Here is a 25,678-nt window from a genome sequence, read left to right on the forward strand (position 1 = left end):
TTGAGAAAAACTTCAAAACTCAGTCCGCGTCACTTTGCCGTCGTTCTCGGATCGAAGCTCGATCCAATCAATCTCGACAGGCTGCTCCTGCATGGGCAGATACAGGCGCACGATGCCCAGCGGACCCGTGGCGGGGATTTGAACAGTGATCTCCTGCCAGTTGCCGCCCATGAGGGTGAAGAGCACGCGCTGGGCCTTGCCGCCTCCGGGCACCCAGTCAAAATGCGAAGTGCCTGCCTTGGCCTTGATGCGGAAGGTCGCGGTGCTGGGGCCGCCGTGCTTGCCGGCACCGAAGCCGAGGAAGCATTCAAAGCCAATGTTCGTCACACGCACGATGCCGTCCTTCACCACCGCTTTGCAGTCGCGGGCCTTCCAGCCTTGCAGGGCGGGATCGCTGTCATCTTTGGCCGGTGCTTTCGCCCTGGCCTTCGGCTGCTGTTTGCCCTCAAGTTCAGGGTGGTATTGCTTGGGATCAAAAGCCGGATTCACCACCGGCACCACGGCATGCGTGTCCTTGAGAAAGGTTTCAATCAGCGCGTCCAGCTCCGCCACGAGTTCCGGCTTCTGCGTGGCGAGATTGTTCTTCTCGCCAAGATCGTCCTTCAAATTGAACAGCAGATGTCGATGCGACCCGTTCTCGCCGCCGTGAAAGATACGGATCAGCTTCCAGTCATCGCGATGCACAGACACCGCAGGCGGGAGCCAGTCCGGCACGGTGCCATAGTGCGGGAAGTACTGGAAGACCGCCTTGCCCGGCAGTTCGCCGCCTTTCAGCGCAGGCAGGATGCTGCTGCCGTCAAAGCGTTGCTCAGGTGCTGACTTGATCGACAAACCTTCGAGCAGTGTGGGATAATAATCCTCACTCTGCACCAGCGCATCGCTGCGTGCCCCCGCCTGGGTGATGCCAGGCCAGACGACAATGCCCGGCACACGCGTGCCACCTTCAAACAAGCAGGCCTTGCCACCGCGCAGCGGCGCGTTGCTGGTGGGAGTGGTGTCGTCCACCTTGTCATACATGTTGCCACCATTGTCAGCGGTGAAAATGATGATGGTGTTGTCCGCGATTTTGAGGCGGTCCAGCGTATCCAGCAGTGTTCCCACAGCGTCGTCCATGCTCTCAACCATCGCGGCATACGTCGGGCTGTGCTGCGGATCAGCGGGATTCACGCGGCTGCGGTATTTCTCAATGAGCGCCTTCTTCGCATCAAACGGCGCGTGCACGCTGAACATCCAGTAGTTCAGGTAAAACGGCCCGCCCCTGTGCTGCTCTATGAATTTCACCGCCTCCTTCGCCATGCGGTCCTCGATGTGCTGGTCCGGCACGTCGGGATCCGCGTCAAAATCCGCAAACTTCCACGGCGCCACGTAGCTGCCAGCCGGTCCTGGTCCTGGATGATGCGGCACATCCACATCAAACCCCTGCTGCAAAGGGGAGAAAGGTTCCGGGCCAAGATGCCATTTGCCAAAATGCCCAGTGGCATAGCCCGCATCGTGCAGCGTCTCCGCCAGCGTTCGATACTCGGTCTTCAATCGTGTTGGCGGGCCCGGCTGCACCACCTTCTGATTGGGCGGTCCCTTCTTGGCCACGGTGGCTTCCAGGACCACCTGCGGCATGTGGCAGTTCGGGGTGGTGATTCCCGTCCGCGCCGGACTCAGCCCGGTGAGAAGCGCTGAACGCGTGGGCGAACACAATGGGCTCGCCGAATACGCCCGCGTAAAGGTCATGCCACGCTTCGCCAGACGCTCCACATTCGGTGTCCGGTAAAACTTCGTCGTGCCGTAGAGCGTCGTATCACTCCAGCCGAGGTCATCGGCCAGGATGATGATCACATTGGGCTGCGCCGAAAATGACGCTGGCAGAACGGCGAACAGGGAAAGGAATGTGGTGAGGAGAAAAAGCTTCATGGTGCAGAGACGGCTTTCAAATGTGCAGCGAGTCGCTCGCGCATGCGGTTCATACGATCAGCCTGCGCAGGTTGAGCAGCGAGGTTGTGAAGTTCGTCGGGATCTGTGCGCAGGTCATACAGCAGCTCACCACCGTTTTGTTCCCAGGCGATGTAGCGAAAGGCATCCGTGCGCACGCTGTGGCCGGTCAGCTTCGTGTGCGGGGCGACCATCGTGCTGATGGCAGTCTGGCGGCCTTTGGCGGCGGGGTCCTCAAGCATGGGCTTGAGACTGCGCCCTTGAAGATGCTTGGGCTTTGGCAGTCCGGCGAGATCGCAGAGTGTTGGGTAGATGTCGACCTGTTCTGCAAGTCCCGCACATGATCCGGGCTTAACGCCGGGTGCGGCGATGAGCAGCGGGACGTGATTCGCACCTTCAAACAACGTCTGCTTCGCCCACAGGCCATGCTCCCCGAGTTGATAGCCATGGTCGCCGGTGAGGACGACGATGGTGTTATCCGTGAGTTTCAATTCATCGAGCCTGGCCAGCGCACGGCCGATCTGCGAATCCACAAAGCTCGTGGCGGCCAGGTAGGCCTGCAGCGCATCACGGGCTTCGTCTTGCGTCGGGTCCACATAGCGAAAAACGTTGTTGTTGGGCCGCAGCGACGATTTGGGCAGGTGCGTGAGCACTTCTCCGTCTGCGCGATAAAACTGCGGCAGCGTGAGCTGGGTCTTGTCGATGGAGTCGAAGAACGCTTTCGGCGCCACATAGGGCGTGTGTGGCCGGATGAAGCCGACGGCGAGAAAAAACGGCTTCGCTTTGAATGCATCAAGTGTGGCGATGGCATCATCGGCGATCTGGTAGTCCGTGAAATCGGCCGCCGGTCGCGCTGAAGCAGCGAAAGTGCGGTTGTAGCCTTCACCCTTGGCCTTGGCGCGCGGCTTGTCATCAGGGTCGTTCTCTGCCTTGGCCTCGACGAGGATTTCGCTGTCTTTGTGCAGGGCGGGGCCAAGTTCCACATCCAGCTTCGTCTTCGGATCAGCCACATGGAAGACCTTGCCCACACGTCCGGTGACATAGCCGTGATCTTTGAAATGCTGCGGCAGCGTCACCACCTCCGGCAGCGCCTTTCGCAGGCTCGTCGTGAGATCCATCACGCCCGTTTTCTCCGGATAGCAGCCAGTCAGAAACGAGCAGCGTGAGGGATTGCACAGCGCAAACTGCGTGTAGGCATGGTCGAATCGTACACCGCGTGCCGCCAGCGCATCCATGGCTGGTGTATGGACGTGCGTATTGCCGTAACAGGAGAGTGTGGTCGTCAGATCATCGACGATAATGAAGAGCACATTCGGCTGCGACGCATGGAGTGACGCGTTCAGTAAAAGGAGGATGAGCAGAAGCCGGTTCATGGATTTACTTCCTGTTTTGAAACTGCAGGGGCTTCACCGCCGCCTTCAAATAGGCATCATAGCGCTGCCGCAGTTCTTTGACTTTCTCGGGCTGTGCGGCGGCGAGGTCTTTGGTTTCACCGGGATCATCGCGCAAATTGAAGAGTTCCGCCTTGGGTTCGCTGCGCCTTTCTTTCTTTGTCTTCCTGCCGTCCTTTTTGCGTTCGCCGGTGGCCAGATCGACGGACGGCGTGACGCCGTCGTTGCCATTGAGGATCAGCTTCCAGTCGCCCATGCAGATGGCACCGTCATTTGCCGTGATGGCATTGAGCAGGATGTCCTCGTGCGGCGAGGGTTTGCCTTCGGTGAGCACAGGCATGATGTCGCGACCATCAAGCGGCAGCTTTTGCTCCAGACTGCCACCGGCGAGCTTCACAAAGGTGGGGAAGAGATCGACCATGTGAAGAGGTTCGGTGATGATGGTGCCGGGCTTGATATGCCCCGGCCACGCGGCGAGTGCGGGCGAACGGATGCCGCCTTCGTACAGCGATGATTTGAAGGCCCGGTAAGGCAGATTACGTCCCGGTGGCATACCGCCGTTGTCACTGCAGAAAACGATGAGCGTGTTTTCCCGCCGACCTGTTTCATCGAGTGCGGCAAATATCCTGCCGCAGCCTTCATCGACCGCCGTCATCGTGGCGGCCAGAGTGGCGCGCTGTTCGTTCATCGCGGGTTGATACGCGGCCGCGGCTTCCTTGCTGGGGGGCTGCAGCGGCCCATGCACGCCCGTGAAGGGTACATATAGGAAGAGCGGCTTGTCCTTCGGTTGTCGCCGGATCACTGCAGCGGCTTCATTGGCCTCTAGAGTGGTCGCATAGCCTTCCTCCACCACATCCTCGCCATTGCGCCGCCAGTCCAGCTCGCCGTTTTTGAAGTAGTTGTGATGCGTGAAGTAGTCGATGCCCTCCAGATGACCCAGTGAGTGATCAAAGCCGCGCGCATTCGGCCAGTACGCCTTGTCAAAGTGGCCCACGTGCCACTTGCCGCAGATCGCCGTGGTGTAGCCGGCATCGTGCAGCGCATTGGCGACGGTGCGCTCCTCAAGCGGCATGCCATATTTGGATTGCTGCCGCAGCACGTTCAACTGCATGCCTGAGCGAATCGGATAGCGCCCGGTGAGGAAGGCCACGCGCGTCGGCGTGCACACCGGCAGCACATAGAAGTGCTCCAACTTCGCGCCGTCTGCCGCAAGCTTGTCGAGGTTCGGTGTCCTGATGTCGCTGCCATGCCAGCCGACGTCCGCATTGCCCAGATCATCGGCGAGCAGGAAGACAATGTCCGGCGGACTGGCAGAAAAGAGCGCAGGACAAAAGGCAAGGAAGCAGAGCAAAATTCTTGTCATCGCGAAGCGGGTTGGAGGTCAATCGTGCGAAACTCAGTGTTGCCGGCTGGCAGATGCAATCGCACGTGAATGACACGGCCTTTGCCAGGAATTTGAACTTCACGCGTCTGCCAGTCCTCGCTCGCTTTCACTTCAAACGGCGCGCGGTTCTTTGGGAGGAAGTCTTTGTCTCCATCCATGCGCCAAGCGATGGCACCCTGGCCGGACACAGCCGTTTTAAATGTCATCGTAGCCGTAACAGGTCCAGCGAGTTTAAGATGGCTGCGGGTGATGAAGGTGCCTTTGCCGGCTTTGTCCGGGGTCAGCACGAGCACACCGTTCTTCTCGATAAGACTGCCACCCCGGGCCAGCCAGCCGTGTGTGGCGCTGGTGTTGGGTTCGGCCTCATGTTTCGGTGCGGGTTTGCCTTCGAGGTAAAAATCGAAATAGTCATTCCACACAGAAGCCATCGGGCCGAGCGCAAGCCCTGGCGGATTGAGCGCCGTGCACCAAGCCGTGAGCTTCGCGCGGAGGCGTGCGGCGATGTCGGGATGCTGTGAGGCGAGGTTGTGCTTCTCTTCCAGATCGGTGGCCAGATCATAGAGATACTCACGCTCCCCGCCGCGCAGCAGTTTCCAGTTACCCTCACGAATGGCGCTCTGGGCCATCCAGCGCCACATCAGCGCTTCATGCGGTGGCGTGGTGATCTCGCCTTTGAGATAAAGGATGAGGTTCACGCCATCAAGATCGCCGGGCTTCACGGCAATGTCCGCCATAGCTGCCGCCGTGGCGGCGACATCCAGCGCGCTCACGGAGTGCTCATAGGTCTGGCCACCGGGAATCGTGCCGGGCCATGCGATGAGAAACGGCACATGCATGCCGCCCTCGGCCAGCATGCCTTTTTCACCATTGAGCGGTGTGTTCAGGCTGCCATCCCAGCCGCCGGCATCGCCTTCCAGCGGTGAGTCGATCTTGTGAATCTTGAGCGGTGCGCCGTTGTCGCCGATGAAGAAGATCAGCGTTTTTTCGGAGAGGCCGTTTTTCTTCAGCGTGCTCGTGACGAGCCCCACGCCATCATCCACCGCGGCCAGCATGCCCAGCGCGGCGCGGCGGCGCTCAGGCATCGCGCCGGGGAAGCGGTCTTTGTACGACTGCGGCGCATCCAGCGGCGTGTGTGGGGCGCGGAAGGCGATGTAAAGAAAGAAGGGCTGCTCCTTGTAGCGCTCGATGATCGCCGCCGCGGCCTTCGCACAGCCATCGACATGGTAAAGCGACGGCGGCAGGTCACCCATTGGTCTGTCTTTGCCCTCCAGCGTGATGTTGGCGGAGAACCTCTGCTGCCCGTGCTGCGAATACACATGCTTGAAACCATGCTTTGTGATCTCGCTTTGCGGGCCGAGGTGCCACTTTCCAAACTGCGCCGTGGTGTAGCCTGCGTTCTGCAGTCGCGTAGCGATGGTGGTCTCCTTGTTAAAGCCGTCCAGCGCGGAGCCGTTGTTGTCGAGATTGAAGCGCCCCTGAAATTTTCCTGTCATCAATCCACCACGCGAAGGCACGCACTGCGGCGCGGTGCTGTAGCCATTTCTGGCGATGACGCCGCTGCGGGCCAGCGCATCCAGATGTGGAGTCTTCACGTCCTTTTCAACACCACGAATGCCGAGATCAGCAAAACCGTGATCATCTGTGTAGATGACGATGATGTTGGGTTTCCTCTCGGCATGAGAAGTGAGTGCGAGACTGCCGAAACTCCAAAGACAGATAAGGAGGTGCTTCATGGGCGTTTTTTCTTTGGCTGTTCAATCAAGGCAGTGGCCTCGTGGCCCACCTGGCCGGGGATCACGGCGTCTTTGAGAAACTCGGCCAGGCGCGCACGCATGGTGGCAGTGCGCTCAGGCTCTTTGGCAGCAAGGTTTTCCTTTTCACCGATGTCGGTGGCTAGGTTGTAGAGCGCAAGAGTTTCACCGGACTCAGCGGCCTTGGGCTTGCCCTTCTTACCTTTGCCCTTCCCTTTGGCACCACCTGCGGGGGCTTCTTCGCTGTCGGCATCGCTGCCGTTCATGACGAGCTTCCAGTCACCTATGCGCACAGCAGCCACAGTGGGAGATTGAACGCAGAGGATGGCGTCATGCGGTGACGGTGCACCTTGGGTGAGCATGGGCCACACGTCCTTGCCATCCAGTACAGTCTCTTGCTCCAAGCTGCCACCAGCGAGCTTCACGAGGGTGGGATACCAGTCCACAGTGTGCATGGGTTCCTTGAGGCGTTTGCCTGCGGGGATGTGGCCGGGCCAGTTGGCGAAGGCGCAGCCGCGTACGCCGCCTTCGTAGATGCTGCCTTTGAAGGCGCGTAGGGGACCGTTGCTACCGGGAGGCGGTCCGCCATTGTCGGTGGAGAAGATGATGAGCGTGTTCTCGCGCTGGCCGGTGGTTTCCAATGCGGCGACGATCTGTCCGATCGCCTCGTCCACGGCAGAGAGCATGCCGGCGAGTTTTTGGCGGGCACCTTTCAGCTCGCCATAGGGCTTGAGGTACTCATCCGGCACTTCGTGCGGCGAGTGCACTCCGTTGAACGGTACGTAGAGGAAGAGGGGTTTGGTTTTGTCCTTCTCCGTGATGATGCGGCAGGCTTCGCGAGAAAGAAGATGAGTAGTGTAGCCCTCCTCCTTGATTTGTTTGCCGTCGCGGTACCAATCGAGATCCTGGCCGCGCATGTGAGTGAAGTAGTCGAGCATGCCGAAGTAGTGGCCGTAATGGTGGTCGAAGCCGCGAGCGGTTGGGAGATAAGCGGGCTCGAATTCACCGAGGTGCCATTTGCCGGTGATGGCGGTGGCGTAACCGGCATCGTGCAGCGCATTGGCCAGCGTGCGCTCAGTAAGGGGCAGGCCCCAGGTCGCATGCGGACGCACGATGGTGTAAACGCCCGTGTGCGTGGCGTAGCGGCCAGTCATCAGCGCGGAGCGCGTGGGCGAGCACACTGGCTGCACGTAGAGCGACTCCAGCACCGTGCCCCCCGCCGCGAGCTTGTCGATGTTCGGAGTGTGGATGTCTTTGCCGCCATTGAAGCCACAGTCGGCATAACCCAGATCGTCGATGAGCAGGAAGACGATGTTGGGCTGTTTCTCTGCAGCGAATGACGATGCCAAAAGGAGCAACGACGAAAAGAGGAGTGTGATGATTTTCATGGGAGGAGAGTAAATTTGAGCAGTCATTTAGCCTTCTTCTTTTTGCCAGCGCTCGGATCGACCATAGTGACGGGTTCGCCGATCAGCAGCGGCTTGCCGAAAACGGTCTGCTTGTCGTCCTGCTGTTGCATCCAGGTGTCCACGTCGGTGCGCATTTCCTTGAGGCGTTCTGCCTGGGCGGGGTCGTCCGCAATGTTGTGCAGCTCATTGGGATCACTCTTCAAATCATAGAGTTCTTCTGCGGGGCGCACGGAATAGCGTTTCAAGACTGCCGCTGCCGCAGGATTGCTTTCGGCCGCAGTGAGCCAGCTCTGCCAGTAGTTGAAGCCGCTGGTCACATTGCTGGAGCGCGAGATGTGCGTGTGATGCTGAAACTCGGGATGCAGATTGCGGATGTATTTCCAATCGCGGGTGCGCACGCTGCGGATGGGATAGACATTGAAGTCGCCATCACCGCTGTGTGTGGTGAAGATTTTTTCACGATGCGCCGTCGCTTTCCCCAGCAGAACGGCGGCAAAGGATTTGCCATCGATGCCCTCCGGCACGGTGCCGCCGCCGAGCTCGATGAAGGTGGGCAGCAGGTCCGGCCAGGAAATCATGGCGTCATTGGTCGAGGCGGGCTGCAAATGGCCGGACCATGCCGCGATGAAGGGGATGCGGATGCCGGCATCGTAGAGGTTCCATTTGGCGAAGGGCCACTGCGCGCCGTGGTCGGCGGTGTAAATGAAGAGCGTGTCTTCCGGCACCTTGTCCTTGGCCAGCGCGCGAAGTTCTCCGAGCAGGGTGTCTGAGCGTGTGATGTCCGAGCAATAGCGGGCGCGCTGTTCGCGAGTGGCTGCTGTGTCCACATGCATGGGTGGCAGCTTCAGCTTGGAAGCATCGTAGCCTGCATTCTCCCCCCATGGCACATGCGGATGATGGGTGCCAAAGAAGAGGCAGAGCGGTTTCGATGCATCGCGGTTGGCCAGGAATTTGCCGACTTCCACGGTGTCGATGTCTCCCTGCTGCTGACCGCCCAGAACATCGAAGCCGTGATCCTTGCCGTAGTTTCCATGGGCCACCTTGCCAAAAGCCGCCACCTCATAGCCCAGCGCGTGAAGCACCGGAGGTAGCGAGCGCACATCGGGGTTCTTCGCCTTGTGATTCGGCTCCGCGCCATTGCGTGCCGGCCAAAGTCCGGTGCAGAGCGTGGTGCGGCTCGGCCCGCAGGCAGGCGAGGCAACAAAGGCGTGGGTAAACTTCACGCCCTCGACGGCCAGCTTAGCCATGTTCGGCGTGCGGATGTCCGCGGACCCGTAGGGCTCGGAGTCCAGCATGCTGTGATCATCCGAGATGAAGACGACGATGTTTGGCTTTTCAGCGGCAAAAAGCGGCAGGCTCAGGAGAGCCGCGAGTAACACGAAAGGCTGGAGGGACATGAGCCGGTAACGAACGGTTTTGAGGCAACATCTCAGCAAATGCGCATCAGGGTGCCGCCTGCTTTTTCTTCTTTGCCTTTTTCGGGGTGAAGGTCTCTTGCTTCGCGTTTGGATCAAAGTTCGGATTGGGCGTCGGCATCAGTGCGCCGACTTCTTTGCGCCAAGCGATGAGTTTGGCGTGCAGCTCCTTCACCTTGTCAGGCTGTGCAGCGGCCAGATTGTTCTTTTCGCCGATGTCCTGCGGGATGTTGTAAAGCTCCAGTGCGCTGTCTTCATGCCACTCGATGAGTTTCCAGTCGCCATCGCGGATGGTGGTGCATGGAGGGCCTCCTTGGTTGGCATAGTGCGGGTAGTGCCAGAAGAGCGGCTTGCCACGCGCTGCGGACTCGCCTTTCAGCAAGGGCAGAAAACTCACGCCATCCAGATGCTGCTCCGGCTTCAAAGGCTGGCCAGCGACTTGCAGCAGGGTGGGATAAAAATCGGTGCTGATAACAGGTGAATCGCAGGTCGTGTCCGGCTTGGTCACGCCGGGAGCCACGACGATCATTGGTTCGCGCACGCCACCTTCATAGGGCCAGCCTTTGCCAGCACGCAGAGGCAGATTTGAGGTGGGATGTCCTTCCGCAGTGGCGAGGCCGCCGTTGTCGGACATGAAGACGATGATCGTTTTCTCCGTGAGTCCGTTCTTTTCCAAAGTGGACAGCACGCGACCAATGGCGGTGTCGAACTGCTCCAGCATGGCGGCATAGACCGGATTGTTTTGCACGAGGCGCACCTGGTTCGCCCGCTCCTGGCCCCAGGAATCTGCGGGAGCCTGCTTGGCCTTTTCCTGCCACTTCGCCACGAGATCGGCGCGTGCGCCGATGGGCACATGCGGTGCGTTGTAGGGAAGGTAGGCATAGAAGGGCTTGTCCTTGTTGGCCTCGATAAATTTCACCGCCGCGTCGGTGATGCTGTCGGTGTTCTTCGGATCGTCCTGCTTTTTACCCTTGCCGCCCTTCGGCCCGGTGTTTTCGCTTTCGTCGTGAGTGAAGCCTTGGTCACGCGGCATGAAGCCCGCGCCGCCCAGGTGCCATTTGCCGGCAAAGAACGTCTCATAACCCGCATCGCGCAGAGACTCCGCAATGGTGACCTCCGCCAGCGGCAGCTGACCGGCATTCGGCGCGGGCAGCAGTTTGCCCGCACGGCCGCCGGGAATGAAATTGGTGATGCCGAAGCGCGGTGGATACTTCCCGGTCATGAGGCTGCCGCGTGTGGGCGAGCACACACAGCAGGCCGCATAACCCTGCGTGAACTTCATCCCGCGCTTCGCCAGCCCGTTGATGTTCGGCGTTTCATAAAACGTCTTCGGGTTGAATGCACCGATGTCCATCTGACCGAGGTCATCGGCGAGAATGAAGACGATGTTGGGTTTTGTCTCTGCGAACAAGGACGAGGCGAAGGTGAACGCAAGCAGGGCGAGGAGCGGGGCTTTCATGGCTTTGTGAGAAATGTGCGATGGGTGCGGTGGATGATCTTCAAGGCAGAGACGGCAGAATCATGGTGTTGTCCTGGGTGTCTGCGTGCCATTGTTTCAGGGCAGCATAGAGACGTTCGAGGTGCGCGCGCTGCGTGGGATCTGGAGCCAGGTTGTGGAGTTCGTCGGGATCACTTTGGAGATCGTAGAGCTCGATCACCGGTGGTTTTCCACCCAGAGCGTGCGGGTCCATTTCCTGCAGGATGCGAAAGGCCTCGGGAAACTGGGCTTTGACGCGCACGGTCTCGCCATAGATGCGATTGATCCAGGGTTTCATGTCACGGAGGTCGGCATTGATGACCTTGGGCTCGTCGAGATGGCTGCGGACGATGAGCTGATGCGTGGCGTCGATCACACTGCGCTCCTCCATGCCGCGCTGCTGGTTCAACGAACGGCCGGAGACCTCGCTGAAGATGAAGTCGTGGCCCTTGGCGTCATCCTTTCCTTCCAGCAGCGGTTTGAGGCTGATGCCGTGAAGCGATGACTCGTACGGAATGCCAAGCAGGTCCAGCAGAGAAGGCAAAAGGTCGAGCTCGCTTACCAGGGCATCGCTGACGAGCGGCCTGCCTCCGGGGAGGCGAATGACGAGCGGAATGTGCAGGCCCAGATGGAATGGTGTCATCTTGCCATGCTGGTAGGCCGGGCCGTGATCCCCCATGAAGATGACGAGGGTGTTTGCTTCCTGACCGGACTCCCGCAGAGCGGTCATGACTTCGCCGACGACCTGGTCGTTGTGCTGTACACCGTCGAGATACTCGGCCCAGTCACGGCGTGCGACGGGTGTGTCCGGCAGATGCGCGGGCAGTTTCACCTTCGCAGGGTCGATGGTGATGGGCTGCTTCTCGCTGTTCACAAACGGCCGGTGCGTGTAGGCCGTGCTGTTGTGCAGCAGGAACCATGGCTTTCCCGCCGCCCGGGCGATGACGCCGGTGAGGGCTTGCTTGGAGCCAGCCTTCGGGATGAAGTCATTGTAGGGAAAGCGTTCATTCGGAGCGATGTGGAGCTTTCCGCACACTGCGGTGTGATAGCCCTGCGCAGCGAGCACCTCGACCATCGTCTTGCCTTGGGAACGGATGCGGGTGTGCAGGTAGGGTGGAGCTTTTTTCTCTGCCTCTGTGAGTTTGTCGGCGGGCTTGAGGTAGTTGTTGGTGTTGTTAACCAGGCCGTTCGTGTGCGAGTGCAGGCCGGTCATGATGCAGGCCTTTGATGCCGAGCAAACTGGATATCCCACATAGGCCCGGCGAAACAAGGCCCCGCTGGCCGCCAGCGCATCCATGTGGGGTGTTTTGACATCCGTCGTGCCCAGAGCGCCCATGTGCGCGCCTTGATCTTCGGTGAGGATGAAAAGGATGTTGGGGCGCTGCTCCGCCGCGAATGACGAGAGCACGCTGAAGAATGACAAAACAAGAATGGCCGGGACGCGATGCATGGTGGGTGGTGCGCGTGTAACGAACGGCTCTGTCATGACATCTCAGCAAAAACTGTGTCGGATTCAGCATGCAGGCTTGTCATTCAAAGGGTGGCATTTTAGTTTTTCGCGCCATGACCTCGAAATCGACCGCCGGTTCCTCGACTGCTGCCGCCACCAAGCAGTCCGCTGAATATGCCATCTACAAACCCAACGGTCGCGGCACCGGGGGTGTGATTCGTTTCGAGTTCAATCGCAGCAAGGGCGCTGTGTTTGTGGATGCGGCGTCGCAGAGCGGGGAGAAGCAGTTCGACTGGGAGCAGAAGATCACCATGAAATGGGGCCTTTCGGATCTCGGTGCCGTGCTGGCGACGCTGCAAGGCCGCCAGGAACAGGCGAAGCTTTTCCATCAGTCTGAGAAGGCCAACAGCGCCTTTGAGCTGACATTCCGCGATGATCCGCAGAAGGCGCCGTACTTTATGAGCATGTCACGCCAGGACGCGTCCTCGAAGAGCGTGAAGAAGGTCACGATTCCCGTGACGCATGCCGAGGCGGTGATTCTCGAAACCGCGCTGCGGGCTGCGATCACGCGGCTCATCGGGTGGTGAGGTTTTAGAGGGCTTCCATCTTCACCGTCAGCGAGCTGTAGCCGAGGGTGCGGTCGAACTTGGCTTCATGCTCGACACGTTCGTCGGCTTTCAGAATGGTGATACTCTTCACGCGCTCGCAGCACAGACGCAGCAGCGTGCGCAGGATGAGGCGGGCATGGGGAGCGCCGAGGCAGAGATGGGTGCCGAAGCCGAAGGAGAGATGCGGGTTGGGCTTGCGATCAAGGCGGACTTCTTCGGGCTGCGGGAAGGCGTTGGCATCGAAATTGGCGGAGGCCCAGGCAAGGGAGATGCGGTCGCCGGCTTTGACGGTGATGCCATTCACATCCGTGTCTGCCGGACAGACGCGACCAATGTGGGTGAGCGGCATGAAGACGCGGAAGAACTCCTCGCTGGCGAGGGTGATGCGCTTGGGGTCTTCGCGCAGAAATTCCAAGGCTTCAGGATGTTCGGCCAGATAACCCAGGGCGCAGGAGATGGTGTGGATGATGGTGTCACGCCCGCCGGCGAAGGCGAGATTGGCGAAGCCCATCATCTCCTCACGTGTGAGCTTGCGACCGCGATACTGCGCCTGTGTCAGAGCGCTGAAGAAGTCTGCGCCGGGATTCGCCTCGGCGCGGTCGAACTGCGCGTGGAGGTAGTCTTCCAGCACGTTGCCGGTTTTAAACTCGCCGCCAGTGACTTTGAAGACGTGGATGCCCCAGCCGATCCAGGTTTCGCCTTCGGACGCAGGCACGTTGAGCAGGTGGGTCAGGGCGCGTGATTGGATGGGCAGCGCGAACTCGTTCACAATCTCAATCGAGTCACGGTTCAGCGCCTGCGTGAGCATGCCGTCCATCAGCGCCTCCACCTGCGCGATCATCGCGGGATCTTTGGAACGCTGGAAAAACGGCTCCACGATGGCGCGGTAGTCGGTGTGTTCCGGCGGATTGGTCTCGATGGGCAACTGACGCATGGTACGCACCGCCTCCTCCGAAGGGATCGGCACACGGAAGGGCGCGTCGGAGCTGAATGTCTGCCAGTCTTTGGCGGCCTTGCGCACGTCTTCGTGGCGCAGGATCATGGTGATGTCTTCGCCATGAAAAGGGCACTGCAGCACGCCAGTGGCGTTGCGGACTTCGCGGAAGGGGTCGGAGAAAGCGGGCATAAAAGAAAAATGACGAATGCGGAATGACGAATGACCAACGCTGAATGCGGGCTGCTTTCAGTGCAACCTTTGCTCTTTGTAGGATGATGCCTGCGGCCTGTGTTAAGGCCGTTTGCTCACTTCCTTTTCGCTTTCCCGGCCTTTGCCGCAGGCTTCTGCGGTGCGGTGGGATCTTCGTTGATGGCACCATGCCACTGCGGGGCGATGTTTTTGGCATTCCAGTTGTCCCAAGCCTTGGAGAGTTGGGCGACGAGTTCGGGCTTGTCGGCGGCAAGGTCGTGCTGTTCGCCGATGTCGGTGCTCAGGTCGTAGAGCTGCCAGCCGGACTGGGTTTTGGCCTCCATGTCGCGCACATCGACGAGTTTCCAGTTTCCCTGGCGGATGGCCTTCTGCGGGCCGAAACGCCAGGCGAGGGTGTCATGTGGAGCGGTGGTGATTTCACCTTTGAGATAGGGCAGGAGATTCACGCCTTCGACGCCTTCGACGCTGTCGGGCTGCGGTGCTCCGGTGACGGCGCAGGCCGTGGGCAGGATGTCCATGGCGCTGACCGGTTGGTCGTAGGTTTTGCCAGCGGGCAGCTTGCCGGACCAGCTCACGAAAAACGGCACGCGAATGCCGCCTTCGAGCGTCTGGCCTTTGTCGCCACGCAGGGGTGTGTTGAGGCCCGTGTTGTAGGCAAAGAAGGGTTTCCTGCCGGAGCCGCCGTTGTCGCTGAAGAAGAACACGAGGGTGTTCGGGTGCTTCGCTTTGAGTTCGGCGGTGATGCGGCCGATGTCGTCGTCAAGCCCCAGCAGGAGCGAGAGGTAGCCGCGACGATTTGGATCGGTGACATCGGCGGGAATGCGGTCCTTGAGTTTCTCGGCAATCTCCAGTGGTGTATGAACCGCATTGTAGGCGAGGTAGAGGAACCAGGGCTTGGCCGTGTTGCGGTTCATGAAGCCGAGGGCTTCATCGGTGAAGAGATCCGTGGTGTAGCCGTCGAGGTGCTGCAGCTCTCGTCCACGGTAGATCATGTTGTGCGAATGCGCGGAGCCGAACTCGGGCTCGGCATCCTTGTGCAGCAGAAAATTATGCCCGCCGACGAGAAAGCCCAGGAATTCGTCAAAGCCACGCGACAGCGGATGATGCGCGGCATCGAAGCCCTGATGCCATTTGCCGATGAGTGAGGTGGCATAGCCCGCATCGTGCAGCACATTGGCGATGGTGCGCTGATCCAGCGGCAGGCCGAGCTTGGCCTCATCACCGACATGCGGATTGAACTCATGGCCGAAGCGTGTCTGCGATTTGCCCGTGAGAAACCCCGCGCGTGAGGGGCTGCAATAGGGTGCGGTGACGTATCCATTCGTGCAGCGCACGCCGCTGGCGGCGAGGGCATCAATGTTCGGAGTTGGCACCACTTTGCCGCCATGAACGCCGATGTCCGCGTAACCTAGGTCGTCAGCGACGATGATGAGGATGTTGGGTTTGCCTTCCTGCGCCGAAGCTGTGGAAAACAAAGCAGCGGCCAGGATGAAGCCACCGAAGGCGCGAAAGATCATGGATGGGTATTTCATGGGACGTTGATTAACGATGAATGGATGACGATCTCCCAGCAAAAACCAATGATGTGGGTTTCTTGAGCCGGAGATCGTGAGTTGAGCTTTGGAGAGAGGCGTGTAGCATCATTCTCATGGTTTTAGAATCACCCAGCTCAGCAACTCCTCTCGGGCTTCCCCGGGCGTTGTTTTGGGATATGCAGATGGAGTCTCTTGATCCTGATAGCCACGCCAAACAGATCATTGCCCGTGTGGTGGAGCGTGGAGGTCTGGAAGGGTGGCACAAACTTCGCAGGCACTATGGTGATGAAAAACTGAGACAGGTGGTGACCCGTCTGCGGACTCTTGAGCCGCGCACCGTTAATTTCCTCTGCTTGATGCTGAACCTCAATAAAAACGATTTCCGATGCTGCACTTCGAGACCCTTCCCGTCGGCACCCTGGATCTCCTGAAGGATCTGTCTGCGCATCCGGCTCTTCAACAGTTCTCACTGGTGGGAGGCACGGCGCTTGCCCTGCGTTTTGGGCACCGCCGATCCATTGATTTTGATTGCTTCACGCCGGACAGCTTCGATGTCGAGGCACTTGCGGATACGCTGAGCCGTGAGCTGCCGCAGTTCGCAACGAGTGGCATGAACAAGGGTGGATCAATGCTTCCATCGGCGATCTCAAGGTGGATTTCGTGACCTACCGCTATCCGCTGCTTGCCCAGCCGAGACACAGGACGGCATTCGCATGTTCAGCCTGCCTGACATCGTGGGGATGAAGCTCAGTGCCATTACAAATCGTGGAGCCAGAAAAGACTTCTATGACTTACATGCGCTCATTCAACACCTGGGCGTGGACGCGCTGATCGACATCTACCGGCAGAAATACCCCAGCCACGATCCCATGATTGTGCTGCGCGGCATGATCTACTTTGACGATGCTGAGGAGGACGCCGACCCCGACCTTCTCATCAGCAAAAGCTGGGAGGAGGTCAAAGAGGAGATCCGTGAAGCGGTGAAGTCATGCAAGGCTCTCAAATCTTGAGAGCCTTGCAGAAAATGGTCGAGCCTCACTTCCCAAACATCGCGTTCGTCTTGTCGCCGCCGCTGAGGACGTAGGCGAGGAGGTCGAGAATTTCGTCTTTCTTGAGCATGGCGAGGAGCATCGGCGGCATGGGGGAGACGGTGCTGAGTTCGATGCTCTTCACTTCCTTACGGTCCACGTTCACACGCTGGTTGGGGTCGGTGAGGTCGGTGTTGAGGGTGACGCCGTCGCCGCTGAGATTCACGACGACTCCGCTCATCACGGTGCCGTCATTCTTGGTGACGATGATGGGTGCGAACTGTTCGTTGATGACCTTGCTGGGGTTGATGATGTTGTCGAGCAGGTCGTGCGGGCTGTAGCGGCCACCGGCACCCGTCAGGTCAGGGCCGGTCATGCCGCCGGCGTTGCCGAAGCGGTGGCAGGTGTAGCAGGCGGCGGCGGTGAACATTTTGCGGCCGTTGTCAAAGCTGCGTTTTTTCATGCCGGTCTTGGCGGCTGCACTGAGCTCATCGAGCGTCCACATCGTGGGCGTGCGGCCCACGAACATGGTGCCGACGTTTTCGATGGCGCTCTTCGCCTCGGGTTTCTTGGCGATGAGTTCGGCGAGCTGCGTGTTTTCTTCGGGGGTGAAGGTGGCCAGCGAGTCTTTGCGGATGAAGTCGATGAAGATGGCGAAGCTGCTGCCGCCCTTGTAGTTCGCGGCTTTGAGGAGGAACTCGAGCTGCTGCGTGCGCAGCTCCTTGGTCCAGCCGGTCTTCAGAAAGCGCAGGCTGCGGGCGTATTCGATTTGCGGCTCCTGGCTTTCTGCGGCTGCGATGAGAGCCATGCCCTTTGCGGCGGTGTTCGGGGCCTGGAGATAGGCGAGGGTTTCGGTGAGCAGCCAGTTGAGCTCGAAGTTGTCAGCTGGATAGGCAGGATCGAGCTTGGCGATGATCGCGGCGATCGTGGCATCATCCGGATTGCCGAAGCGGTGCAGCACGATCTCGGTGAGGCGTACGTAGGCCATGCGCTGCTCGTTGTTGAGCTTCTTGAAGTCGCGCTTCAGCAGGACGGCCCAGAGCTTGTCGCGCATGGCGGTGTTCACGACGTGATCGGGAGCACGATGCGTGGGGCACACGCCCGTCATACGAGTCAGCGCCAGCAGGGCTTCGAGCTGCGTGGTGGGGTTCTTTTCATTGAGCGCCTTGGTTTCCCATTCGGAGACGGGGTTGTGCTCCAGCACGGTGCGTGCGGCACTGCGGATGAAGCGGTCCTTGTCGCTGAGATGTGGCCAGGCAAAAGCCACGGCTTTGGGGTCGGCTTTGCCGTGGTAGGCGGCGAGTTCATGACGCAGCTCGCTGGCGCGTGTGATCTGCGGCTTGGATGTCACTGGGGCTGTCGATTCCTTCCCGGTGTAAGTCACGCGATAGAGTCCTGACTGCACGCGGCGGCCGCCGATGGTGAAGTACATCGCGCCGTCTTGGCCGATGATGGCATCGCTGACTGGCAGCGGGCCGCCAGTGACGAACTCTTCCTTCGTGGCGGTGTAGGTAGATCCGCTGGGCTTGAGATGCACGGCGTAGATCTTGCCCCAGCTCCAGTCGAGCACGAAGAAGGCGTCCTGGTATTTGGCGGGGAACTTTGCGCCATAGCCAAAGGTGCAGCCGGTGGGCGATCCTGGGCCGATGTTCAGGGTGGCGGGCAGGTTGTCATAGTAGAATTCGGGATACTTGCCCGCGCCGTTGCGCCAGCCGTACTCCGCACCGCTGACGACGTGATTGATGCGTGTGGGGCGATACCACGATGTGTTGAAGTCATACTCCATGTCGGCGTCATAGACGAAGAGCTCGCCGTCGCGATTCACGCCGCCGTCGAAGATGTTGCGGAAGCCGTTGGCGAACTGGATGAATTCTTTTCCATCGGGTGAGACGCGATAAACATTCCCGCCCGGGGCCATGACGTGGCGATTGTGACCGCGACCGTCAGGCATGCGTGGAAGAAGGTGGTCGTCCCCCCAAAGCTTCTGCACAGGCGAGGTTGGTACGGTTTCCGTGAGCACGGCGTTGTTGCCCGTGATGAGATACAGGCCTTTGCGGTCGGGCGTGAGAAGCACCGCGTGCACGCCGTGGTCGCCGCCGGAATCAATCGCACGCAGCAATTCCACCTTGTCGGGCATGTCGTCGTTGTTGCTGTCAGTGATCCGGTACAGGCCGCTGGGGATTTTCTTTTCGTAGTCGTTCACGCCAACATAGAGCGCGCCAAAGGCAAACAGCATGCCGTTCACCGCACGGATGTCGGCGGGAACTTTCTGCACATCGCCCGGGCTCAGCGTCTGGCCGGGGGCGGGCATCTTGAAACGATAGAGCCCGCCATACTGGTCGCTGGCATAGATGCGGCCTTTGTCGTCTGTGCAAAGATTCACCCAGGAGCCTTCTTCGCCGCCTGGCACGGAGTAGAGCAGCTCCACTTTGAAATCCGGCAGGCTTTTGATGTTGGTGACCGGTGTGGCCACATTCGCGCCGATGGCCGGACCGACGGCATCTGGACGTTTCGGTTTCACTTTGGCAGCCTTGCCTTTCCCATCGCCTTTGGCTGGCGCGGGAGCTGGAGCGGCGGCGGGTGGCTGCGCTTTGCCTTTACCTTTGCCTTTCGCTGGTGCTTTGGCCTCGATGATCTGCGCATCGCTGGGGATGGCGGATTTCTCAAACGAGATCAAGCCGCCATCGGGCAGCTCCTTGAGCATGACGTCTTTGATCTGCACGTTCATGGCGGGGCCGCGATGAATCTGGAATGCGATCAGCCCTTCGAGCGAGCGCTTGGATTCCTCGAAGTCGAGCAGGTCGATGGTGACCTGGCCGTCGATCTTGTGAATCAGATGATTGCCCTGAGCGATGACGGTGTACTCGTGCCATTGGGCGATGTCCACTTTCACCGGTTCATGCTCGGAGGCGAGCCAGCGTTTGCCTTCGGGATCGATGACCACGCCCTGCCCGTTCTGAACGATGATGCCGCGCCCGCGTTCTTCATAGACCATCGCATTGTTCGGATGTGCAGGATGAATATCGCACTGATAACCGCCGATGGACCACTTGCCGTTTTCGGGAAGTTCCTTGGAGCGGTACTGGATGCCGGTGTTGTTGCCGGTTTCCTTGATCTTGGCGTGCAGTTCAAAGTTCTTCACCTTGCCGCCGCGCCAGATGAGAAACTGATTGTAGGCGAGCTGTTCGGGGCCGGTGGTCTTGCCGGTGATGCAGCCGTCTTCGACGCTCCAGAGTTCTGGATTGCCATCCCAGCCGGTGAGGTCTTTGCCGTTGAAGAGCGGTTTGAAGCCGTCCTGCGCGGAGGCGAAGGAGGCAAACAGGAGAGGGAGGAGAAAGAGGCGTTTCATGGTTGGGCGCGTGGATAAACGTGCCCGTCTGTCAAAAACTGCCAGCAAAGGATGTGTCGGATTCAGCAAGTGGGGGTCGGTTTCTCCATTTCAGACCCGCCGAGAGAAGCATGGCATTGTGAATGCCATTGAAAATGGCATTTCTTATGCCAATATCGTTCCCATGACTGCGACTGTAACTCTCGACAAAGCCGGACGCCTCGTGCTTCCCAAGCCTGTGCGTGATCAACTGCACCTTCGTGCGGGATCCAAACTGCGTCTTGATGTCATGGGGGACCACATGGAGCTCACGCAGGAAGTTCCAGAGGTGAAGATTGTAAGGCGTGGAAAGCGTCGCGTGGTGGTGGGCTGGGAGGGCTTCGACGCAGCCAAGGCCGTACGGGAAATGCGCGAAGAACAGGTTGCTCGTCTTGAATCCTCGTCTGGCTCGTGAGCGATTTTATTGACACTTCTGTCTTGGTGGCGGCCATGGTCGCCACAGAGCCTTTTCACATTGAATGTGATGCGTTGCTAAATCGCAAAGCATTGGCTGCATACTCCCATGTCCTGGCGGAGACATTCAGTACACTCACCGGCGGTAGAAAAGCCTTCCGCCTGCCAGCAGCAGTCACTGCCGCTGTTTTAGAAGAGGACTACGTACCCGATCTTACCATCACCACCCTGACTCCCACGGAGATGCTGCGCGCCATGCGCGAGGCAGAAGCTCGTGGCGTGAGAGGTGGAGCGATCTTCGACTTTTTGCACCTCGTCGCAGCACGAAAGGCCAAAGCTGTCAGGTTTTACACGCTGAACATCTCAGACTTCCGCGCAATTCATCGCTCGGGTGATCCAGAGATTGTACATCCTTGAAGAGGGTGGCGGCCTGCCACCCTCTTAGCGACAAAAGCCTACTTCATCGGGTGCTGCTTGAGCAGCTCATCGGTGGTGTAGAGCATCATGCGGCCGGGGTTGGCGTCGCGGATGGCTTTGACTTCGGCGGCGGAGATGGGGTCGGCTTTGTTGCCGAAGTGGTTGCGGACGAAGGTGAGGACGCTGGCGATTTCCTCGTCTTTGAGCATGCCGCCGAAGGGGGTCATGGGGACCTGGCCGTTGTATTCCTTGGCACCGACTTTGAGGGGGCCCATGAGGCCGTACATGGCGATCTTGATGAGGCGGTCGCGGTCGGTGGTGACCCAGGGGCTGCTGGCGATGCTGGGGAAAGCAGGGTCGAGGCCGGCGCCGTTGGGCTGATGGCAGGTGACGCAGTGGCCTTCGCGGAAGTAGATTTCCTGGCCGAACTTGAACTGCTTCTTGGCGGCATCGCTCAGGTAAGCGGGTGGCTGAATCACGGGATGCTCGGGCTTCACGATTTCCGCGATGCCCGCGAGGCGGTCGGCGGCGGTTTTAGTGGCGGCCTTGTTCCAGTCGTCCAGCGGGAGCTTGGAGGCGATGGCGACGATGTTTTTCGCGGCAGGAATGTTGGGGAGCCAGGAGGCGGCGACGACGGCTTCGAGACGGACGCGGCCGTGTTCATCGGCGGCCGCTTTTTCGAGGAGAGCCACGTGATCGGCGATGCGGTGGGTGTTGTAGCGCAGCACGCGGACGGCGGCGGCACGGGCGTGGAAGTCGGAGGAGGCGAGCATTTCGCGCAGGAGGCCTTCATCGGCTTCGTTCAGGCCCCAGGTGACCCAGAGGGCTTCGAGCTTGGCGTGGGTGTCCTTCTGCTTGGCGGCCCAGGCTTTGATGGCGGGCAGCACTTCCTTGGCGTCGTGGGCGCGGAGTTCGCGGCGGGCGCGGTAGCGGGTGCGGAGTTCGGGTTCCTTGAGGTCTTCGAACAGCGTGGCGAGCGGTGCGTCGGCGACTGGCACGGGTTTCACAAGCGGGCGGCCGGGGTAGGTGATGCGGTAGATGCGGCCATGGACGTGATCGCGCAGGGGATCGCGGGCGTTGTGCTGCATGTGGCCGATGAGGACGTTGTGCCAGTCGATGACGTAGAGGGAGCCATCGGGTGCGAATTCGAGATCGACCGGGCGGAAGTTGCCGTCGGTGCTGACGAGGAGATCCTGGCGATGTGCGGTTTTCCAGCCGGTGCCGTTGTCTTCAATTTTGACCTGCTTGATGCCGAGGAAGCCGATGGCGTTGCAGTAGATGAGGTCGCCCTGCACTTCGTCGGGGAAGTTGCGGGAGGAGACGATCTCAAGGCCGCTGGTGGGGCGCACTTTGTGGCCGTCCGGCACGAGGTCGGCGGTGGAGGGGGTCTTGCTGCCAAAGGTGGGCTTCACCTCGACGGGGAGGGCCCAGTTCATGGTGGTGCCGGAGGTGTGGAGGAGGAAATCCTGGCCCCACTGGTCAAAGACGAAGCCCCAGGGATTGGGGATGCTCATCTGAATGCTGCGCTCCAGCATGCCGCGCTGTGGGCTGTAGCGGAAGAAGCCGCCATCGACGCAGCGCACGGGGCCGTAGGGAGTCTCGACGTTGGAGTGGAGGAAGACGCCCTCGCACAGCATGAAGGCACCGCTAGGGTCGGCGGTGAAAGCGCTGATGGCGTGGTGGGTGTCGTGCGTGTCAAAGCCGCCGAGGACGATCTCCATGCTGTCGGCCTTGTCGTCGCCGTTGGTGTCGCGCAGCAGGACGAGGTTCGGCTCCTGGGTCACATAGACGCCTTCGGTGGCGAATTCGAAGCCGATGGGCAGGTGCAGCTTGTCGGCGAAGACGGTTTCCTTGTCGGCCTTGCCGTCGTTGCTGGTGTCTTCGTAGATGAGGATCTTGTCATCCGGCATGGCATCGCCGGGGCGATAGTGCGGATAGGTCGGCATGGTGGCGACCCAGAGGCGGCCCTTGTTGTCGAAGGACATCTGCATCGGGTTCGCGAGGTTCGGGAACTCCTTCTCGGAGGCAAACAGCTCGACCTTGTAGCCTTCCGGCACTTTGAGAGACTTCAGGGCGTCCTCGCCATAGAGGTACTTCTCACTGCCGTTCTTGACGCTTGGCACGTAGTTGGTCGGCACGGGTGGCAGAGAGTGGGTCTTGCTGTCGTCCACCTTGAGTTTAGTGGTTTTGCCGGTGGCGACGGCGTGGATGAGGTTGTCGCGCAGGGCGGTCATCTCGCGGGACTTCTGCACTTCATCCGGGTAGTTCTGCGGGCCGTAAGGATTGTAGCGGCGACCGTGGGCGTGGACGCCGTTGAGGATGTTGTAGTCGGTGTTCCAGAACCAGTCCTTCTCCTTCACGGCTTCATGCACCAGCTTGGGATCTGCTTTCGACTCGTAGCTTGCGTGGCCGTAGAGGCCGGTGGCGAGCATCTTGGCCACTTCCACGTAACCTTTGTCGGTCGGGATGAAACCGCCGGTGGTGAAGGATTCGCCGTCCTTGGCTTCGAGTTCCTGCGTGGGGGCAAAGAGGTCGATGTAGGTCAGGCCGTGCTTTTTGGCGACTTTCTCAATGGAGCTCGCATAGAGAAGCAGGTTTGAGTTTTCGACGTCGCCCTTGGGCAGATCGCGTTTCGCGCTCTGGTTTTCGTAGGCGATGGGGCTGACGAGCACGACGCGGGGAGCGGTCTTGCCGTTGTAGGCCTTGCTCAGGGTGTGGACGACCCAGGCGTCGAGTTCGGCTTCGAAATTGCCCACTTTGGAGGGACCGTCGAAGGATTCATTGTAGCCAAAGAAGCCGACGATGGTGTCTGCCTTCAGATGCGTGAGCCACTGGTCGGGTGTGGCGTAGAAGCCCTGGCCGTTGTGGATGGGCTTGTCTGGATGGAACTTCTCTGCGCCGGGGAAGGCCCACTGGGTGGTGCGTGAGGGATGCGGGCGGAAGCCGGGGGTGTCTCCCACATGGCCCATGTTGCGGAAGAATAGCTCGCGGTCCGGGTAACGAAGCTGCAGCTCGGTTTCGATGCGGCTGTACCAAGTGTCGCGTTCGGCGAGGCCGTTGCCGATGAGCACGATGTGCTCGCCTTTGCTCGGCGGTGCGACGGCCTGCGGGCGTGCGGAGGTGGCTGCGATAGGCTCAACGCTTGGCTGATGCGGGGCTTTGACATCTTCCGGCTTTTTCGCGTCTGGCTTCTTGGCGGCGGTCGGCTTGGATTTGTCCTCGGGCACACCCATCGTCGGGCTGCTGCCGGTGGCGAAGTCGCCGGGTTTCAGATTGCGCTGCTTGAAGTAGCCGGCGTCCTTGGTGAAACCGAAGGCGGTGGGTTTGAAGGGATCGATGAAGGCGACGTCCGCCTTGTCGGCGACGGGGAGCTTCAGCAGTGAGTGCACCGCATTGACGATGAGGCGGCGGAGGTTTTCGTCCGTGTAATCCAGCGAGGCACCCATGGTGGTGCAGAAGGAGCGGCCCTTGGTGCTGCCGTCCGGGGCGGTGTAGTCATGCAGCCAGGCGATGGGCTGCATGGGGTCGTTCTTTGGGCCGGCGACGTTCTTGGATTTGGGGTCGAGGGTCTCGGTGACAGCGCCGCGGAGCAGGATGGTGTCGCTCTCAGGCTTCACATCGGGAGCGCCATAGACATCGGTGGTGCAGAAGATTTCGCCGACACCACGCAGGATTTCATTCTTGCTGTTGGCCTCCACGACCACGCTGCGGGTGCCTTCTTTTTTGTGCTGTCCATGATGGCTGACCCATTTTTCGCCGAGGATCTTCAGACCGAACTCGCTCCACTTGAAGTCGCCCGTTTTGGCGCTGCCGGTGAAGGCGTGGGTGGCGGTGCGGAAGCCGATGACGGGTTTGCCGGAATTCAGGAACTTGGCGAAGTGAGCCAGGCTTTCGTCGGGAAGCTGGCGGAAGCGGGTGCCGATGATGAGGAGATCCGCGTCATCGAGCATTTCCGTGCCACGGATGTTCTTCTGGTTGTTGGGGTCGATGTAGCCCGCCTTTTCGTCGGTGGAGAAGAGCACGATGCAGTTGAAGCCGTGGGTCTTGGCCAGGATTTTGGCCAGCATGGGCATGCTCTCTTCGGTGTGGTATTCCTCGTCACCGGCCACCAGGACGATCTTTTTGCCTTTGCCGGCACCGACCGGATTGGCGGCGACTTCGAGATATTCCTGCGCGTGCGCGGATGCGACCGAGCCTAGCAGGAGGAGGGTGAATAGGAGATGCTTCATGGGTTGGAAAAAACGGACGGGGAATGCTTATACCGCACGGCCTGGAGAAACCGGACAATAAAAATGGAAGGTGGGGGTGAGAAATGCACTGGAACGGAGGCATGCGAGATTTCCGCCCATGACGGTGAAAGGGCGCGGTGCCTCAGGCAGCGTCCGTCAGGAGGCACGAGGTGACACGCCAGAAGGCTCGTCGCCCCAGCTGGATCAACTCAGGGCATGCAGCCCTTGATACTTTGCTTCCGCCGGTCAGTGCCGGGGCAGCTTAGTTGGTACCGTGGGAGCGGCGCCAGCCTTCCTGGAAGGCATTGCCGTAGTCCTCGGTGCCGGTGCCAATGACTTTACCGTCGGCTCCGAAGCGCACGACGTGCTCTTCGACCTTGGCCCAGGTGCCATAGACCGGCACATGGCGTTTCCAGCCCTGCTGGGCCCAGCGCCAGGTTTCGCCGCTGGCGGTGGATTTCTTTTCATCGGGCTCTCCCCACGCGGCAACCACCTGGGCTTTGGTCATTCCAGGCTTGATCGCTCCGTCACTGGAAGAAGACCCAGCCGGCGCCGAAGCGCTGCCGTCATTGCTTGCGGGGGCCACACATTGGGAGAGGCTGAGAGTGAGGGCGGCGAGAGAGAGGAGGGGAATGAATTTAAAGGTCATAAGCCGCCGGTTTTATCCAGAGAGGTTTCGTCCGTCAAGCTTGGATGCAATGTTGGTCGGAGGGCTCCAGGGCAAATGAGCAAA

19 protein-coding genes are annotated in these 25,678 nt (G+C 60.0%); 6 read left to right on the top strand and 13 right to left on the bottom strand.

Annotated features, from left to right (window positions below):
* Positions 1–12: 12 nt before the first annotated feature.
* From AC24GY_RS21165 to AC24GY_RS21200, 8 genes are read right to left on the bottom strand one after another with little or no spacing between them, the layout of a single operon-like run.
* Entirely contained in the window at positions 13–1,905 is a 1,893-nt protein-coding gene (locus AC24GY_RS21165) for a sulfatase (RefSeq protein WP_487686914.1), read from the bottom strand.
* The gene (locus tag AC24GY_RS21170) at positions 1,902–3,296 is read right to left on the bottom strand and encodes a sulfatase (RefSeq protein WP_487686916.1); all 1,395 of its coding nucleotides are present in this window, start codon (positions 3,294–3,296) and stop codon (positions 1,902–1,904) included. The genes AC24GY_RS21165 and AC24GY_RS21170 overlap by 4 nt, the downstream gene beginning before the upstream one ends.
* A 4-nt stretch (positions 3,297–3,300) precedes the next feature.
* A complete protein-coding gene (locus AC24GY_RS21175; RefSeq protein ID WP_487686918.1) occupies positions 3,301–4,677 on the bottom strand; it encodes an arylsulfatase B in 1,377 nt (458 codons plus the stop codon).
* Positions 4,674–6,431 carry a sulfatase family protein gene (locus AC24GY_RS21180; RefSeq protein WP_487686920.1) on the bottom strand — a complete coding sequence of 586 codons (1,758 nt, stop codon included), beginning with the start codon at positions 6,429–6,431 and terminating at the stop codon, positions 4,674–4,676. The genes AC24GY_RS21175 and AC24GY_RS21180 overlap by 4 nt, the downstream gene beginning before the upstream one ends.
* The gene (locus tag AC24GY_RS21185) at positions 6,428–7,837 is read right to left on the bottom strand and encodes an arylsulfatase B (RefSeq protein ID WP_487686923.1); all 1,410 of its coding nucleotides are present in this window, start codon (positions 7,835–7,837) and stop codon (positions 6,428–6,430) included. Before AC24GY_RS21185 ends, AC24GY_RS21180 begins: the two co-directional genes overlap by 4 nt.
* 23 nt (positions 7,838–7,860) lie before the next feature.
* The gene (locus AC24GY_RS21190) at positions 7,861–9,255 is read right to left on the bottom strand and encodes a sulfatase family protein (RefSeq protein WP_487686925.1); all 1,395 of its coding nucleotides are present in this window, start codon (positions 9,253–9,255) and stop codon (positions 7,861–7,863) included.
* Between the two features lie 46 nt (positions 9,256–9,301).
* Positions 9,302–10,732, bottom strand: a complete 1,431-nt coding sequence (locus AC24GY_RS21195) for a sulfatase (RefSeq protein WP_487686928.1) — start codon at positions 10,730–10,732, stop codon at positions 9,302–9,304.
* 40 nt (positions 10,733–10,772) lie between these two features.
* Entirely contained in the window at positions 10,773–12,236 is a 1,464-nt protein-coding gene (locus AC24GY_RS21200; protein ID WP_487686931.1) for a sulfatase family protein, read from the bottom strand.
* 77 nt (positions 12,237–12,313) lie between these two features.
* On the opposite strand from AC24GY_RS21200, the gene AC24GY_RS21205 reads away from it, so the two are divergent.
* The gene (locus AC24GY_RS21205) at positions 12,314–12,787 is read left to right on the top strand and encodes a hypothetical protein (RefSeq protein WP_422320026.1); all 474 of its coding nucleotides are present in this window, start codon (positions 12,314–12,316) and stop codon (positions 12,785–12,787) included.
* Positions 12,788–12,791: 4 nt separating this feature from the next.
* On the opposite strand, the gene AC24GY_RS21210 is transcribed toward AC24GY_RS21205, so the two are convergent.
* The gene (locus AC24GY_RS21210; protein ID WP_487686933.1) at positions 12,792–13,934 is read right to left on the bottom strand and encodes a cytochrome P450; all 1,143 of its coding nucleotides are present in this window, start codon (positions 13,932–13,934) and stop codon (positions 12,792–12,794) included.
* A 116-nt stretch (positions 13,935–14,050) separates the two neighbouring features.
* Positions 14,051–15,487 (bottom strand): sulfatase family protein, encoded by a 1,437-nt coding sequence (locus tag AC24GY_RS21215; protein WP_487686936.1) that lies wholly within the window; start codon positions 15,485–15,487, stop codon positions 14,051–14,053.
* A 116-nt stretch (positions 15,488–15,603) separates the two neighbouring features.
* On the opposite strand from AC24GY_RS21215, the gene AC24GY_RS21220 reads away from it, so the two are divergent.
* Genes AC24GY_RS21220 through AC24GY_RS21230 form a run of 3 tightly spaced genes read left to right on the top strand, consistent with a single transcriptional unit; the run spans position 15,604 to position 16,500 of the window.
* Positions 15,604–15,921: a DUF6922 domain-containing protein gene (locus tag AC24GY_RS21220; protein ID WP_487686938.1), complete on the top strand. Its 318-nt coding sequence runs from the start codon at positions 15,604–15,606 to the stop codon at positions 15,919–15,921.
* Positions 15,876–16,154, top strand: coding sequence for a nucleotidyl transferase AbiEii/AbiGii toxin family protein (locus AC24GY_RS21225; protein WP_487686940.1), 279 nt, complete (start codon positions 15,876–15,878; stop codon positions 16,152–16,154). Before AC24GY_RS21220 ends, AC24GY_RS21225 begins: the two co-directional genes overlap by 46 nt.
* Positions 16,111–16,500, top strand: coding sequence for a nucleotidyl transferase AbiEii/AbiGii toxin family protein (locus AC24GY_RS21230; protein WP_487686942.1), 390 nt, complete (start codon positions 16,111–16,113; stop codon positions 16,498–16,500). The genes AC24GY_RS21225 and AC24GY_RS21230 overlap by 44 nt, the downstream gene beginning before the upstream one ends.
* A gap of 25 nt (positions 16,501–16,525) precedes the next feature.
* Here AC24GY_RS21230 and AC24GY_RS21235 read toward each other — a convergent pair whose 3' ends face one another.
* Positions 16,526–19,867, bottom strand: a complete 3,342-nt coding sequence (locus tag AC24GY_RS21235) for a 3-keto-alpha-glucoside-1,2-lyase-like domain-containing protein (RefSeq protein ID WP_487686944.1) — start codon at positions 19,865–19,867, stop codon at positions 16,526–16,528.
* Between the two features lie 163 nt (positions 19,868–20,030).
* Between AC24GY_RS21235 and AC24GY_RS21240 the strand changes: the two genes are divergently transcribed.
* Both AC24GY_RS21240 and AC24GY_RS21245 read left to right on the top strand, forming a co-directional pair.
* Complete coding sequence (locus tag AC24GY_RS21240) at positions 20,031–20,300, top strand: AbrB/MazE/SpoVT family DNA-binding domain-containing protein (RefSeq protein WP_487686946.1); 270 nt, start codon at positions 20,031–20,033, stop codon at positions 20,298–20,300.
* Positions 20,297–20,716 carry a PIN domain-containing protein gene (locus tag AC24GY_RS21245; RefSeq protein WP_422320310.1) on the top strand — a complete coding sequence of 140 codons (420 nt, stop codon included), beginning with the start codon at positions 20,297–20,299 and terminating at the stop codon, positions 20,714–20,716. The genes AC24GY_RS21240 and AC24GY_RS21245 overlap by 4 nt, the downstream gene beginning before the upstream one ends.
* Positions 20,717–20,754: 38 nt before the next feature.
* Here AC24GY_RS21245 and AC24GY_RS21250 read toward each other — a convergent pair whose 3' ends face one another.
* Positions 20,755–24,945, bottom strand: a complete 4,191-nt coding sequence (locus tag AC24GY_RS21250; RefSeq protein ID WP_487686948.1) for a PVC-type heme-binding CxxCH protein — start codon at positions 24,943–24,945, stop codon at positions 20,755–20,757.
* Positions 24,946–25,207: 262 nt separating this feature from the next.
* Positions 25,208–25,594, bottom strand: a complete 387-nt coding sequence (locus AC24GY_RS21255) for a hypothetical protein (protein WP_487686951.1) — start codon at positions 25,592–25,594, stop codon at positions 25,208–25,210.
* Positions 25,595–25,678: the final 84 nt, after the last annotated feature.

The organism is Prosthecobacter sp. Pr1 (assembly GCF_057652315.1).